The organism is Streptomyces triticagri (genome assembly GCF_003429565.1).
Lineage (GTDB): Bacteria > Actinomycetota > Actinomycetes > Streptomycetales > Streptomycetaceae > Streptomyces > Streptomyces triticagri.
The window spans coordinates 24,837-39,081 of the sequence record NZ_QUAK01000112.1; the positions used below are offsets into that span (position 1 = coordinate 24,837).

The following is a 14,245-nucleotide window of genomic DNA, read 5'->3' on the forward strand; positions in this document are numbered from 1 at the left end:
TCGTCCTTGCGTTTGAGGAGGGGGTTCGGGCTCTCTGTGGGGCCGGTGGTGCGGGCCGTCCTGAGCGCCATGTAGAGATTCGCAAACCTCGGCTGCGGATACAACCCCTTCCGAGAAGTTTTTTTTGATTCCTCGGTGTCGACTAGGTCACAGCCGTACTTCCATGGGGTGGACCCTGGCCTAAACGTTCGAGTGAAAGGACTTTAGGCCCTTCCACTCACACAATCACACGCAGTGCACGGCGAACGCCTGTGAACGTCACGCTCGTCCGCAGCCCCAGATGGTCACCGTCCATCTGCAGGGGCAGGGGCACCTTCGAATGCAAGGTGAAGCTCGAGAGGTCGTGGAGCGTGACCGCGTTCTTGCCGCGCGGGCCGCGTTCGGGCGTCGACATCAGCAGTTGGGTGCCGTAGCGGGTCACGGCGGGAGTCGAGAGTTTCTTGAGTCCGAGCACGTCGAGGCCGGTGTCGAAGGACGCGTCCGGCGTCGGATACAGCGGCTTGTTCCCCAGGAACGACCAGGGCGACGTGTTGCTGACTATGGACACGACCAGATCCTCGACCGGGTCCTCGCCCGGCCGGTCCAGGGTGATCGTCCCGTGCCGCCGGTCGGCCTCGCCGAGGAACTGGCGTACCACCTGGCGCACATACAGGGCATGTGTCGAGCGCTTGCCGCGCTCCCGCTGCTGCTCGACCCGGCCGACCACACCCGCGTCGAAGCCGAGGCCGGCGCTGAAGGTGAACCAGCGGGGCGGCACCGCCTCGTCCTCGGTGCCCGGGGTGCCTGCGGTCAGTCCGAGGCCGACCGTGCGTTCGCTGCCGGTGCGCAGGGCGTCGAGCAGGGCGCCGGTCGCCTCCACCGGGTCGTTCGGCAGACCGAGGGCGCGGGCGAACACATTGGTGGAGCCGCCGGGCACCACCGCGAGACCGGGCAGCGAGTCCGGCTGCGGGCCGGCGTGCAGCAGGCCGTTCACCACCTCGTTGACCGTGCCGTCGCCGCCGAGGGCGACCACAAGGTCGATGTCCTTGCTCTCCGCCGCCTGCCTGCCGAGGTCGCGGGCGTGACCGCGGTACTCGGTGGTCACGGCCTCGAGCTTCATCTCGCTGGCGAGGGCGTGGATCAGTACGTCACGAGTGCGCGCACTGGTCGTGGTGGCAGCCGGATTGACGACGAGGAGTGCACGCATGCGATGCAGCGTACCTACCGCCCTCCACCGGGCACAGGGCCAGCCCCCGGGCGGCCGGGGCTACCCTGCAGGGGTGAGCAGGCTCGACGACACCACGAACGACCAGGGTCCCCGCCCCGTGCGGCTGACCGCCGCCGCCGCACTGGCCGCCCTCGAAGGGCTGGCCCTCGTGGCGGCCGGCGGCTATCTCCTCGTCGAGGGGGTCTTCGGCAGTCCGGACAGCGCCGAGCAGGCCGTGACCGGCGGCGTCACCATGATCGTGCTCGCCGCGCTGCCGCTGATCGCCGCCCGCGGACTGCTCAAGCTGCGCCGCTGGGCCCGCGGTCCGGTCCTGGTCACCCAGATCCTCGCGCTGCCCGTCGCCTGGCAGCTGCTGCAGGCGGACAGCCTGCTCATCCCCGGCGGTATCGCACTCGCCGCTGTGGCGATCACCACACTCGCCCTGCTGCTCAATCCGGAGTCCACCGAGGCCCTGGGCATCGGGCCGCGCGACACGGCGTAGGCCCGTACCCGCCGCGTGCGGATACGGGCCCGGGGCCGTCACTCACTCCTCGACGAGGAGCTTCTCGCGGAGCTGGGCCAGGGTCCTGGCGAGCAGCCGGGACACGTGCATCTGGGAGATGCCGACTTCCTGGGCGATCTGCGACTGGGTCATGTTCGCGAAGAAGCGCAGCAGCAGGATGCGCTTCTCGCGCGGTGGCAGGTCCTCGAGCAGCGGCTTGAGCGACTCCCGGTACTCGACGCCCTCCAGAGCCTCGTCCTCCGCGCCGAGCGTGTCGGCCACCGCAGGTGACTCGTCGTCCGTGTCCGGGACGTCCAGGGACAGCGTCGAGTACGCATTGGCCGATTCGAGTCCCTCGAGGACCTCCTCCTCCGAGATGCCGAGCTTCTGGGCCAGCTCGTGCACGGTGGGGGAGCGGCCGTGCAGCTGGGAGAGCTCCGCGGTCGCGGTCGTCAGGGAGAGCCGCAGCTCCTGCAGCCGGCGTGGGACCCGTACCGCCCAGCCCTTGTCGCGGAAGTGGCGCTTGATCTCGCCGACCACCGTCGGGGTCGCGTACGTCGAGAACTCGACGCCCCGCTCGGGGTCGAAGCGGTCCACCGACTTGATCAGGCCGATGGTGGCCACCTGGGTCAGGTCGTCGAGGGGCTCGCCGCGGTTGCGGAAGCGGCGGGCCAGGTGCTCGACGAGCGGCAGATGCATACGGACCAGGCGATTGCGCAGATCCGCGTACTCCGCGCTGTCCGGGGGCAGCTTGCGCAGCTCGAGGAAGAGCGCCCGCGCGCCGCTGCGGTCGTGCGGATCGTGCTTGTCGTGCCTGTCCTCGTGATCCGTCATGTGTCCCGCCCGTCGCCCGCCGTCGACCCGGCCGGTGAGCGCCTCATGCTCGCCCCCGTCATCACGTCCCGTCCGCCGTACCGCTTGCTCCTGAGATTCCTGTGGGTGCGGCCGGGCCTGCTGCTCCGGGATGCCGGCGGCGCGCGATGTGCCGTCCCTGCCGCCGGTGTCCGCGGCGGAGGGCCTGCGTGTGCCGTGCTCCCCGTCCCGCACGGGCCCGTCCCCGCTCACGCCGGCCCGGGTCCCGCGCCGCGCTGTTTGTAGAGGCTGATCGAGACCGTGCGGTCGTCGGCGACCGTCGATTCGACCTTGCCGGCGAGGGCCGAGAGCACCGTCCAGGCGAAGGTGTCGCGCTCGGGTGCCCGGCCGTCGGTGGTCGGCGCCGACACCGTGACCTCCAGGGAGTCGTCGACCAGGCGGAAGACGCAGCTGAGTACGGAGCCCGGAACGGCCTGCTGCAGGAGGATCGCGCAGGCCTCGTCGACCGCGATACGCAGATCCTCGATCTCGTCGAGGGTGAAGTCCAAACGTGCCGCGAGACCGGCCGTGGCCGTACGCAGCACTGAGAGATAGGCACCCGCAGCCGGCAGCCGGACTTCCACGAAGTCCTGCGTCCCGGGCTCGCCTGCGATCTGGGACACCCTCACCTCCAAGGTGGTACAAGCTCATTCGAGTCGACGGTCCACCGCGGCGCAGCGGTGGGTCCGGCACAGCGTCGCACGGGGTGACGCTCCCGTGTTCCAGCGGTGACGCTATCGCGCTCCTCGGCTCCGTGTCCCGGTGACCCCCGGCCTTCCTGTCACTCATAGTAGGCCTTCGGGTACGCACAGTGGCAGGGGTCTGCGGGCCCAATTGGGAAGAGCGCGCGCCGGGTTGACGTACCCAGGCGTCAGACGATCGAACCGTCCACGAAACACCACCGCCAATCCTCGCCCGGCTCGAAGCTGCGCATCACGGGATGGCCGGTCGCCTCGAAGTGCCCCGTGGCATGGCGCAGCGGGGACGAGTCGCAGCAGCCGACGTGCCCGCAGACCAGGCAGAGGCGCAGCTGCACGGGGTGGGCGCCGACGGCGTCGCAGGCCGGACAGCTCGCGCCGAGCGGCGTCGGTTCCGGCTGTGGCAGCAGGGCCACATGCTGGCATTCATCCATGATTGGCAGGTTACGTCGAGGCCCGCGGAACGGGACGTACTGCCGGACGGGATGTGCTGCCGATGGAAACCCTGCCCCTGCTCCTCCTGGTCGCCGGGAGCACGGCCGTGGCCGGTGCCGCCCGGCGCACCCCGGTCCCCGCGCCCTTGCTGCTCGTCGCCGTGGGGCTGCTCGTCTCGTATCTGCCGGGAGTGCCGGAGTACGAGCTCGATCCGCACATCGTGCTGCCGCTGCTGCTGCCGCCCCTGCTGTACACCGCCGGTGTGGAGAGCTCGTATCTGGATCTGCGGGCCAACTGGCGTCCCGTGGCGCTGCTTTCGGTGGGGTACGTGCTCTTCGCCACAGTCGCCGTCGGGTGGGCGGTGCACCAGCTCGTGCCGGATCTGCCGCTGACCGCGGCCCTTGTGCTCGGTGCGGTGATCGCCCCGCCGGACGCGGTCGCGGCCACCGCGATCGCGCGTCGGGTCGGACTGCCGTCCCGGATCACCACGATCCTGCAGGGCGAGTCCCTGGTGAACGACGCCACCGCGATCACCGCCTACAAGGTGGCCCTCGCGGCGGCCGTGGGGGAGGGCGCGAGCTGGGCGGCGGGCGTCGGCGAGTTCGCGCTCGCCGCGGTCGGCGGGGTCGGGGTGGGACTCGTCCTGATGGTGCCGCTGCACTGGCTGCGCACCCATCTCGACGAGGCCCTGCTGCAGAACACGCTGTCGCTCCTGATCCCGTTCGTCGCCTATGCGGTGGCGGAGCAGGTGCATGCGTCCGGGGTGCTGGCGGTGGTGGTCGTGGCGCTGTATCTCGGCCACCGTTCCTGGCAGGTGGACTTCGCGACCAGGCTGCAGGAGGCCGCGGTGTGGCGGATGGTCGGCTTCGTCCTGGAGTCGGCGGTGTTCGCGCTGATCGGACTGCAGCTGCCGGTGGTGCTGCGCGACCTCGGCGAGTACGCGGGCGTGCAGGTCGCCTGGTACGCGGTCGCGGTCTTCCTGATCGTGGTGGTCACCCGGTTCGTGTGGGTGTACCCGGCGACGTATCTGCCGCGGATGCTGTCCGCTCGGATCCGGGAGCGGGAGGCGGACACCGACTGGACGCGGCCGCTGATCGTGGGCTGGGCCGGGATGCGCGGGGTGGTCTCGCTGGCCATCGCCTTCTCCGTCCCGCTGACCGTCGACGACGGTTCGGACTTCCCGGCGCGGAATCTTGTCCTGTTCCTCACCTTCACCACCGTGATCGGCACCCTCGTCGTGCAGGGACTGAGCCTGCCGGCCCTGATCCGCCGGCTGCGGCTGCCCCGGCGCGACGTCCGCGCGGACACTCTCGTCGAGGCGCAGGCCCAGAGCGAGGCCTCGGCGGCCGCGCAGCAGCGCCTCGACGAACTTCTCGCGGACGAGCACAACAGCCTGCCTCCGCCGCTCGCCGACCGGCTGCGCACCGTGCTCGAACGCCGCCGCAATGCGGTGTGGGAGCGGCTCGGCGCGGTCGACGCGGTGACCGGGGAGAGTGCGGACGACACTTACCGGCGGCTGGCCAGGGAGATGATCGCGGCCGAGCGCGAGGTGTTCGTGGCGCTGCGCGACCGGCGGCGCATCGACGACGAGATGCTGCGGACCCTGCTGCGGAGGCTCGATCTCGAGGAGGCGGCGGCGTACCGGGAAGAGGAGCTGTGAGTATCTGGCCGACGGCCCGGGGGTGGTTGCGTGGGCCGGGGTTCAGGGCTCGCGGCGGCCGGTGATCACTGCGGCGATCCGGGTGCCCGGGCGGAAGGCGCCCCGCTCGGCGAGTGACGTGAGGGCGAGGAGCATCTTGGCGACGTACAGACGCTCCACCGGCAGTCCGTGCCGGTCCTCGAAGTCCGCTGCGAACGCCTCGAGTTCGGGTGTGGAGCGGGCGTAGCCGCCGCAGTGGAAGCCGTCCTCGACGTGCCACTCGCCGCGTGGTCCGCCGAACGCCTCCTGCTGCAGCCGGGCCACCTCGGCGCTCAGGAAGCCGCCGCGCAGCACGGCGACGCCGATCGCACGCTGTCCCGGGGCGAGGCCCGCGGCCAGGCCGGCCAGCGTGCCACCGGTGCCGCAGGCCACGCCGACCACGTCCGCGCGGCCGCGCAGCTCTGTGCCGAGGGGCAGACAGCCGGTCACGCCCAGGGTGTTGCTGCCGCCCTCGGGGACGATGTGCACCGGGCCCGTGAGGGCGGCGCCGGCCAGCACCTCGTCCAGGACGAGCGGGTCGGTCACTTGTCGATACGTCGATCGGTCGATGAAGTGGAGCCGCATGCCGTCGGCCGCGCACTGGGCGAGCGATGGATTCAGCGGTCTGCCGGTCAGTTCGTCGCCCCGTACGAAGCCGACCGTGCGGAAGCCGAGCAGCCGGCCCGCGGCCGCGGCGGCGCGCAGGTGGTTGGAGTACGCGCCGCCGAAGGTCACCAGGGTGCGGTCCGCGGCGGCCGTCAGATTTGGGGCGAGTTTGCGCCATTTGTTGCCCGGGAGGGCCTGGTGGATCAGATCGTCGCGCTTGAGCAGGAGGCGGATGCCGCGACGGGTGAAGCGCGCGTCCTCGATCTCCGTCAGGGGAGACGGGATGCTCGGCCGCAGGCCGTGGTCCTGGTGCGCGTTCACCCGTCCATTGTCACCGGTGAGTCACTTCAGGCGCTCGGCAATGCGCTCGCGCATCGCGTCCATCGTGAAGCCGCGCGGATCGACCTTGCCCGGCTGCCATTCGAGGTGGCCGATCACCGATGGGGCGTTCCACCCGTGGACCCGGAGCAGGGCCGCCGACGCCTTCTCGATGGCCTCGAGCTGGGCGGCGGGCCAGGGGTCCTCGCCGTCGCCCAAGTTCTCGCATTCGAAGCCGTAGAAGTGGCGGTTGCCGTCCGTGTTCGCCTCGTTGTCCGGGGGGAGGCGCTTTTCGGCGATGACGGCGCGCAGGACGTCGTCATCGCCCATGCCGGCGTGATTGGCCCTGCCGTATCCGACGAGGTGGACCCGGCCGTCCTTGGTGATGACGCCGTGACACAGCGGGCCCGGCAGCGAGGCGTATCCGTCACGGCAGATCTCGACCGTGCGTGCGCTGCCGGACGTCACCGTGTGATGGATCATCACGCCGTGCACCGGGCCCCAGGGGCCCTTGTGATTGCGGTTGTGCTCACGCCAGTTGCCGACCTCGACCACGGTCAGGCCCTCGTCCTTCAGGGCCTCGAGGAACCGATCGGCAGACATGGGTGGGGCCATGGCCGTCTCCCTTGCGCAGTGCGGCGGCCGCTGGTCGCGAGCCGCCTCGTACGCCGCTTCTACCCCAATGTCCGGTCCCCGACCAGCCGTTCACCCCCGGAACGACTCGATCCGGTCAGCTCCTGAGGAAGCCGTCCCCGTTCGCCGCGATGTGTGATTCGAGGGCCTGCAAGGCCTGCTGGGTGGCCTGCGGGCTGCCGGTGCCGCGCTTCTCCTCGTAGTACGCGACGCCCAGCTTCTTGAGCAGGTCGGTGCCGGCGCGCTGCATCTGGACCTCGTCGATCTTCTGCTTGCCCTGCGTGATGCCGCGCTGCGCCTGCTCCTTGGCGCGATCCAGGAAGCCAGCCATCGTCTTCTCCTCTTCGACGTGCGGTCGGTGCGTTGCACTCGGTGAACGGAGCGGCCGATCTTGGAGTTCCCCGCCGGCGGCCCCCTTTGCAATTGCCCGTATTTGCTCGCGCCCGACCGTGTGTGATCACGCTTCGGGTCGGCCGCCGGCTCGATGGGCCGCTTCCCCGACCGCGGTGATCCATTCCCCCTCGTTTGTGTAATGGCGCAGACACGAAGCGTGCTGGAACGCTGCTTTCTGCACGTCAGCGCATTGCCGTTGCACGATCTGGAGGCACATACATGTCGGTAGGCGAAGAGATCCGTACGGAGCAGGGCAGGCCGCAGCAGAGCCTTGCCACGGGGGCCGCACGGAATCTGGCCACCACGACCAAGTCCACCCCGCAGATGCAGGAGATCAGCTCCCGCTGGCTCCTTCGCATGCTGCCCTGGGTGCAGGTGCAGGGCGGCACGTACCGGGTGAACCGCAGGCTGAGCTACTCGGTGGGCGACGGTCGCGTCACCTTCGTGAAGACCGGGGACCAGGTCCGGGTCATCCCGGCCGAGCTCGGCGAACTTCCGGCGCTGCGCCGGTTCGAGGACCTCGCCGTCCTCGAGGAGCTCGCACAGCGGTGCAGGCAGCGGGAGTTCGGCCCGGGCGAGACCATCGCGTCCTTCGGCAGCGCGGTGGACGAGGTGTATCTGCTCGCCCACGGCCGCGCGGAGAAGCTCGGCACCGGACCGTACGGCGACGACGCGGTGCTGGGCGTCCTGGCCGACGGCGCCTACTTCGGCGACCAGTGCCTCGCCGACCCGGACGCCATCTGGGAGTACACGGCGCGCGCCGCCACCGCCTGCACCGTCCTCGCCCTGTCCCGGCAGGACGTCGCACAGCTCGCCGAGCGCGCGGACTCCCTGCGCACCCACCTCGCCGGACTGCACGCGGTCCCCGCCCAGCGGACCAACAAGTACGGCGAGAAGGAGATCGACCTCTCCGCAGGCCATGTCGGCGAGGCCGACATCCCGGGCACCTACGTCGACTACGACGCGGCGCCCCGCGAGTACGAACTGAGCGTCGCCCAGACCGTGCTGCGCATCCACACCCGGGTCGCCGACCTCTACAACCAGCCCATGAACCAGACCGAGCAGCAGCTCCGGCTCACCGTCGAGGCACTCAAGGAGCGCCAGGAGCACGAACTGGTCAACAACCGCGAATTCGGCCTCCTCAGCAACTGCGAGTACGACCAGCGACTGCAGCCGCACGCCGGTGTGCCCAGCCCCGACGACATGGACGAACTGCTCAGCCGCAGGCGCGGATCCAAGATGTTCCTGGCCCACCCCCGGGCGATCTCGGCCTTCGGACGTGAGTGCACCAGGCGCGGCGTCTACCCGGACACGGTGGAGGTGGCCGGCCACCACGTCCCCGCCTGGCGCGGCGTCCCGATCTTCCCGTGCAACAAGATCCCGATCAGCGACGCCAGGACGACCTCGATCCTGTGCATGCGGACCGGCGAGGAGGACGCCGGCGTGATCGGTCTGCAGCAGGCCGGCATCCCCGACGAGATCGAACCGAGCCTGTCCGTCCGCTTCATGGGCATCAGCGAGCAGGCGATCATGTCGTACCTCGTCACCGCCTACTACTCGGCCGCGGTCCTGGTCCCGGACGCCCTCGGGGTCCTGGAGAACGTGGAGATCGGCCGATGGAGGTGACCGGGACGGCGGGGACGACGGAGACGGCAGGGGCGTGGCCCGCCGCCGTGCCCGCCCAGGGCCGCGGGACCAGGGCCGGGCCGGACGGCGCTGCCGACGGCCAGGAGGCCGCCGACCTCCTGGAGCGGACCCGGCAGGCGGTCGAGCCCGAGCTGCGCAGGGCCGTCGCGCTGCTGCCGGAGCCGCTCGGCCGGATCGCCCGGTACCACCTCGGCTGGGAGGCGGTCGACGGCACACCCGTCACCGGGCAGTCGGGCAAGGCGATCCGGCCGGGTCTGGTGTTCGCCGCGGCGCGGGCGACCGGCGGGCAGCCGGCGGCGGCCGCACGGGCGGCGGCAGCAGTGGAGTTGACCCACAACTTCACCCTGCTGCACGACGACGTCATCGACCGCGACCACACCCGCAGACACCGGCCGACGGTCTGGACGGTCTTCGGGGACGCGGACGCGGTGCTCGCCGGGGACGCCCTGCAGGCGCTCGCCGTACGGCTGCTCGCCGAGGACTCGCATCCGGCCGCGGCCCGGGCCGCGGCGCGACTGGCCGGCTGTGTGATCGAGCTCTGCGCGGGCCAGCAGGCGGACTGTGCACTGGAGCACCGGCCTCCCGGGGAGGTGACGCTCGAGGAGTGCCTGGCGATGGCCGAGGCCAAGACGGGAGCACTGCTCGGCTGCGCCTGCGCCCTCGGTGCCCTGTATGCGGGCGCGGAGCCGGACGAGGTGGAGGCGATGGACGGCTTCGGGCGCCAGGCCGGTCTCGCCTTCCAGCTCATCGACGACGTGATCGGCATCTGGGGTGATCCGGCTCGTACGGGCAAGCCCGCGGGCGCCGATCTCGTCGCCCGGAAGAAGTCGCTCCCGGTGGTGGCCGCGCTCACCTCGGGTACGGCTGCGGGGGCCGAACTGGCCGCGTACTATGCCGGATCGACGGACCCCGCAGCGGTGGACCGGGCCGCGGACGCCGTGGACCGGGCGGGCGGCCGCGACTGGGCGCAGGCGCAGGCCGCGGACCGGATGGCCCGAGCCGTGCACCAGCTGTCCCGGGCCGTGCCCGATCCCGACCGGGCGGGAGGTCTGCTGGCTCTGGCGGAGTTCGTCACGCGCCGGACGCACTGAGGCCGCGGCACTCCAGCCTGCGCGAGGGGTCCGGCCGGCCGGACCCCTCGCGCAGCGCCGCCGAACCTCGCGCAGGACCGAACCCTGTGCGGGGGGACCGATCGAACGAGGAATCCGAACACCGGGGAGGTGATCGCCTNACCTCGCGCAGGACCGAACCCTGTGCGGGGGGACCGATCGAACGAGGAATCCGAACACCGGGGAGGTGATCGCCTACGCTGCCAACGGACAGTGCGGCAGCGGTTGTTGAGGAGTGAGGACCGGGATGGGCGTGACGGTGCGCAGGGCGGGCGAGAGCGATCGGGAGGCCCTGGTGCGGCTTCTCGAGGAGACCTTTCACGACGACCCGGTCAGCAGCTGGGTCTTCCCGGACGAGGCGAGGCGCGCGGAGACGCACGGCCGCTTCATGGGCTGCTTCCTGGATGCGGCGCTCGGCGAGGGCTGGGTGGACATGACGGAGGACGGCACGGCCGTCGCCCTGTGGCTGCAGGTGCCCGCCGGTGAGCCCGAGGGCGAGGACGACACCCCGGCCCTCATGCGGGAGGCGTCGGACCCGGACAATGAACGGGCCGAGCTGGTCGGCCGGTTGACCGGCGCGATACACCCGTACCACCGGGAGCACGCCTATCTGCTCCTGGTCGCGGTGGCGGACGGCGAGCAGGGCCGGGGGCTCGGCAGCGCGCTGCTCGGCGAGGTGCTCGACCGCTGCGACCGGGAGGGCCTCGCCGCCTATCTGGAGGCGAGCAATGTGCGCAGCCGGGAGCTGTACGAGCGACTCGGCTTCCGGCTCAGGGACAGGCCGCTCCAGCTGCCCGACGGTCCACCGATGTTCCCGATGTGGCGCGAACCCCAGGGCGTCTGAGGCGCGGTTCCCGCGGCTCGCCCGGGCTCCCGGGCCGGCCGCGGCGCGTACCTCCGCGGGCACGGGCCGTGACGCACACCTGGTCGACCTGCCGATTCCCGCCTAACCTGGGCATATGGGCAAAGACGCCGAAGACGCGGCCCACACCGAGTCTTCGCAGGGCGGCCTCGTCTGTCCGGCCTGCAAGCGACCGGTGGAGACGGTCGTACGACGCCGTAAGGTTCTCGGGGCATTCGTCCCCGTCTGGGGTCCCGGCCCCTGCCACAACGAGCAGTGCCACGCATATGTGGAGGGCGAGCCGGAACCCGTGAAGAAGATCGGACGCCATTCCAGAAAGCGGCCCGGCCGGGAGATCCGGCCCGACCGGGACGTCCGGCCCGACGGAAAAAGCTGAAATCCGGCCCCGCGGGATGTCGAGGACGTGGGTCCGGCTCCGACGTACCCGTGAAAGCCGCCCGCGAGGGGCGGCGGCAGGGACGAAGGAGTGGGACTCATGAAGTATCTGGTGATGGTTCTCGGCAGCCAGGCGGACTACGAGGGGATGACCGGAAACCCTTCCCCGGGCAGCCCGGCGTGGAACGAGCAGGAGATGGAGGCGATGTTCGCCCACATGTCCGCGATCAACGACGATCTCGCCGAATCGGGCGAGCTGGTCGACGCACAGGGCCTCGGTGAGCCGGGCAAGGCCCGATACGTCACCGCGGGCAGTGACGGGAAGCCCGTCGTGACGGACGGCCCCTACGGCGAGATCAAGGAACTCCTGGCCGGCTACTGGGTGCTCGAGTGCGAGAGCCTCGACCGCGTCACCGAGATCGCCGGCCGCGTCGCGCAGTGTCCGGTTCCGGAGGGCAGCACCGAGTACCCGGTCGTCATCCGGGAGATCCAGGGCGGAGTCGACGACCCGGCGGCCGTGGCCGACGCCGAAGACCGGCTGAAGAGCACGACCCGCTGAACGGCCGCCGGGCCGAGGCCCGAGGCCGGCGCAGTCCCCGAGCACCCCGCACACGGCGCGGGGTGCTCGACGCGCGCCCGTGCGCACAGCACCATCGTCGGCATGACGAACGCAGGCGCCGACCACGGCACGACGCACCCGGCCGCCCGGGCCGACCTGCCCGCCGGTGGCGCCGGGCCGTCGCGGACCGAGGCGTTGCTCCGCGAGCATGCGCCCCAAGTGCTCGGCGCACTCGTACGCCGGTACGGGCACTTCGACCAGGCCGAGGACGCGGTGCAGGAAGCCCTGCTCGCCGCCGCCGGACAGTGGCCCGACCAGGGCGTGCCCGACAACCCCCGCGGCTGGTTGATCAAGGTGGCGTCCCGCCGTCTGGTGGACCAGCTCCGCGCCGAGCAGTCCCGCAGGCGGCGCGAGGAGACGGCCGCCGCCCTGTCCGTACGCGACCACGACGCCGCACCGGCGCCCGGCGAGAGCCGCGCGCCGTCCGAGGACGACACGCTCACCCTGCTGTTCCTGTGCTGCGACCCCTCGCTCACGCCCGCCGCGCAGGTCGCCCTCACCCTGCGGGCCGTCGGCGGGCTCACCACCGCCGAGATTGCCCGCGCGCACCTGGTGCCCGAGGCGACCATGGCCCAGCGGGTCAGCCGCGCGAAACAGAAGCTCAAGGGCGTCCGCTTCCGGCAGCCGGGTCCCGGCGACCGCGACGCACGCCTCGACGCCGTACTCAAGGTGCTCTACCTGATCTTCAACGAGGGGCATACGGCCACATCGGGCAGCGATCTGCACCGGGCGGAGCTCGCCCGCGAGGCAATCCGGCTGACCCGTGCGGTGCGCCGGCTGCTGCCCGAAGAGGGCGCGGTGACCGGCCTGTTGGCGCTGATGCTGCTCACCGAGGCGCGCAGCCCGGCCCGTCTCGACGCCGACGGCACACTCGTCCCGCTCGACGAACAGGACCGCACCCGCTGGGACACCGGCGCCGTCGAGGAGGGCCTCGCGCTGGTCCCTGAGGCCCTGGCCCGCACCCCCGTCGGCCCGTACCAACTGCAGGCCGCCATCGCCGCGGTGCACGACGAGGCGCCGCGCGCCGAGGACACCGACTGGCCGCAGATCCTGGGGCTCTACGACGTACTGGTGCGGCAGCAGCCCGATCCGATGGCCCGGCTCGGCCGCTCCGTCGCCGTAGCCATGGTGCACGGCGCCGACGCGGGCCTTGCGGAGGTCGCGGCGCTCGACGGCGAACTCGGCGAACACCACCGGCTGTTCGCGGTGCGCGCCCACCTCCTGGAGCGGGCCGGCCGCGGCGCGGAGGCCGTGGCCGCCTACCGGACGGCCGCCGAGAAGACGCTCAGCACTCCGGAGGCGGAGTATCTGCGGCGCAGGGCGAAACGCCTGGACGCCTGAGGCACGCCGCCGCACCTCCTGGGCCCCAGGGCCCGCACCCGCCCCTGACCAGCACCCTTGCCCGGTCAAAGGCCGTACGCGCGCGATAGATTGCGCGTCATGTCGATACCGAACCCGTACGGGCAGAGCTCCGATCCCCATGCCGGCCCCAACCCGTACGCCCAGCAGCCTCCGCAGGCGTCCCAGGCCCCGGGTACGAACCCGTACCAGCAGGCTCCGGGAGCGGTATCGCCCCATCCCTACGCAGCGCAGCCCTCGCAGCCCGGCGGATACCCGCCGCCGCCCGGCGGTCCGGGCGCTCCGCCTCCCGGCACCCGCCGTTCCGCGCCTTCCTGGCTGTGGGCCCTCGGCGGTGTGGTCGTCGCCTCCGCCGTCTGGGGCGGGCTGCTGCTCACCGGCACGGTGGGATCCGGATCCGGCTCCGGCGACGCCGACTTCGCCGGGAACGCCTTCCAGAAGAACCTGTGCAGCACCGTCGAGCTCAAGGCGATCCAGAAGCGCTACGCCCTGAAGACGTCCGACGACGGCGAGACCAGGTTCGCCTCCCGGCAGCCGGGTCTCGACCGCTCGCACTGCGGCCGTCCGGTCGAGGACCGCAAGCCGGGCGGCGGCTCGACGAGCACGTACATCCACACCACCGCCGAATGGCACAAGAAGACCGATCCGAAGGGCGAGTTCGAGTCCCGGCAGCGGGGCTACGAGGACCAGTCGGAGGACACCTACGCGTACGAGACCGAGGAGGTCGGCGGGATCGGCGACGAGGCCTATCTGATCGCCGAGCGGCGCGGGGACGACAAGGACACGCTCGGCGGCATGACACTGGCCGTCCGCGAGGGGCACTTCACCTTCGAGATGCGCTGGAGCTGGTTCGCCGGCAGCAGCGAGAACCGCGCCGATCCGCCCTCCGAGGAGGCGGTCGAGAAGATGCTCCGGGCCGATGTGAAGTCGGCCCTCGCGGCGATGAAGCAGGGCTGAACCCGGCGCGCGCATC

Annotated in this window: 15 protein-coding genes; 8 read left to right on the plus strand and 7 right to left on the minus strand. The window is 71.5% G+C overall.

The features are described 5' to 3' along the window. Positions 1 to 217: 217 nt before the first annotated feature. Positions 218 to 1,186 carry a diacylglycerol/lipid kinase family protein gene (locus DY218_RS20525; protein ID WP_128557557.1) on the minus strand — a complete coding sequence of 323 codons (969 nt, stop codon included), beginning with the start codon at positions 1,184 to 1,186 and terminating at the stop codon, positions 218 to 220. On the opposite strand from DY218_RS20525, the gene DY218_RS20530 reads away from it, so the two are divergent. After that, positions 1,185 to 1,688 (plus strand): hypothetical protein, encoded by a 504-nt coding sequence (locus tag DY218_RS20530; protein WP_233521733.1) that lies wholly within the window; start codon positions 1,185 to 1,187, stop codon positions 1,686 to 1,688. The genes DY218_RS20525 and DY218_RS20530 overlap by 2 nt on opposite strands. A gap of 42 nt (positions 1,689 to 1,730) precedes the next feature. Here DY218_RS20530 and DY218_RS20535 read toward each other — a convergent pair whose 3' ends face one another. The 3 genes from DY218_RS20535 to DY218_RS20545 form a co-directional block, all read right to left on the minus strand. Further along, positions 1,731 to 2,753 carry an RNA polymerase sigma factor SigF gene (locus DY218_RS20535; protein ID WP_128557559.1) on the minus strand — a complete coding sequence of 341 codons (1,023 nt, stop codon included), beginning with the start codon at positions 2,751 to 2,753 and terminating at the stop codon, positions 1,731 to 1,733. Continuing rightward, positions 2,750 to 3,163, minus strand: coding sequence for an ATP-binding protein (locus DY218_RS20540; RefSeq protein WP_128557560.1), 414 nt, complete (start codon positions 3,161 to 3,163; stop codon positions 2,750 to 2,752). Before DY218_RS20540 ends, DY218_RS20535 begins: the two co-directional genes overlap by 4 nt. A gap of 248 nt (positions 3,164 to 3,411) precedes the next feature. After that, entirely contained in the window at positions 3,412 to 3,672 is a 261-nt protein-coding gene (locus DY218_RS20545) for a UBP-type zinc finger domain-containing protein (RefSeq protein ID WP_128557561.1), read from the minus strand. 62 nt (positions 3,673 to 3,734) lie between these two features. Here DY218_RS20545 and DY218_RS20550 point away from each other — a divergent pair, with 62 nt between their 5' ends. Next, a complete protein-coding gene (locus DY218_RS20550; RefSeq protein WP_128557562.1) occupies positions 3,735 to 5,333 on the plus strand; it encodes a Na+/H+ antiporter in 1,599 nt (532 codons plus the stop codon). A gap of 42 nt (positions 5,334 to 5,375) precedes the next feature. Here the strand turns inward: DY218_RS20550 and DY218_RS20555 are convergent, their stop codons facing one another. The 3 genes from DY218_RS20555 to DY218_RS20565 form a co-directional block, all read right to left on the minus strand. Further along, positions 5,376 to 6,278 carry a 1-aminocyclopropane-1-carboxylate deaminase/D-cysteine desulfhydrase gene (locus DY218_RS20555; protein ID WP_128557563.1) on the minus strand — a complete coding sequence of 301 codons (903 nt, stop codon included), beginning with the start codon at positions 6,276 to 6,278 and terminating at the stop codon, positions 5,376 to 5,378. Between the two features lie 21 nt (positions 6,279 to 6,299). Then, on the minus strand, positions 6,300 to 6,890 hold the full coding sequence (locus tag DY218_RS20560) for an N-acetylmuramoyl-L-alanine amidase (RefSeq protein WP_199566811.1): 591 nt from the start codon (positions 6,888 to 6,890) through the stop codon (positions 6,300 to 6,302). Between the two features lie 115 nt (positions 6,891 to 7,005). Continuing rightward, on the minus strand, positions 7,006 to 7,239 hold the full coding sequence (locus tag DY218_RS20565) for a hypothetical protein (protein WP_128557565.1): 234 nt from the start codon (positions 7,237 to 7,239) through the stop codon (positions 7,006 to 7,008). A 281-nt stretch (positions 7,240 to 7,520) separates the two neighbouring features. On the opposite strand from DY218_RS20565, the gene DY218_RS20570 reads away from it, so the two are divergent. The 6 genes from DY218_RS20570 (at position 7,521) to DY218_RS20600 (ending at position 14,229) form a co-directional block, all read left to right on the plus strand. Beyond that, complete coding sequence (locus DY218_RS20570) at positions 7,521 to 8,927, plus strand: family 2B encapsulin nanocompartment shell protein (RefSeq protein ID WP_128557566.1); 1,407 nt, start codon at positions 7,521 to 7,523, stop codon at positions 8,925 to 8,927. Further along, positions 8,918 to 10,039 carry a family 2 encapsulin nanocompartment cargo protein polyprenyl transferase gene (locus tag DY218_RS20575; RefSeq protein WP_128557567.1) on the plus strand — a complete coding sequence of 374 codons (1,122 nt, stop codon included), beginning with the start codon at positions 8,918 to 8,920 and terminating at the stop codon, positions 10,037 to 10,039. Before DY218_RS20570 ends, DY218_RS20575 begins: the two co-directional genes overlap by 10 nt. A 265-nt stretch (positions 10,040 to 10,304) precedes the next feature. Beyond that, entirely contained in the window at positions 10,305 to 10,901 is a 597-nt protein-coding gene (locus DY218_RS20580) for a GNAT family N-acetyltransferase (RefSeq protein WP_128557568.1), read from the plus strand. 493 nt (positions 10,902 to 11,394) lie between these two features. Beyond that, positions 11,395 to 11,853 carry a YciI family protein gene (locus DY218_RS20590; protein WP_128557570.1) on the plus strand — a complete coding sequence of 153 codons (459 nt, stop codon included), beginning with the start codon at positions 11,395 to 11,397 and terminating at the stop codon, positions 11,851 to 11,853. Positions 11,854 to 11,955: 102 nt separating this feature from the next. Beyond that, a complete protein-coding gene (locus DY218_RS20595; protein WP_128557571.1) occupies positions 11,956 to 13,254 on the plus strand; it encodes an RNA polymerase sigma factor in 1,299 nt (432 codons plus the stop codon). A 99-nt stretch (positions 13,255 to 13,353) separates the two neighbouring features. Then, positions 13,354 to 14,229, plus strand: coding sequence for a hypothetical protein (locus tag DY218_RS20600; RefSeq protein ID WP_128557572.1), 876 nt, complete (start codon positions 13,354 to 13,356; stop codon positions 14,227 to 14,229). Positions 14,230 to 14,245 lie beyond the last annotated feature (16 nt).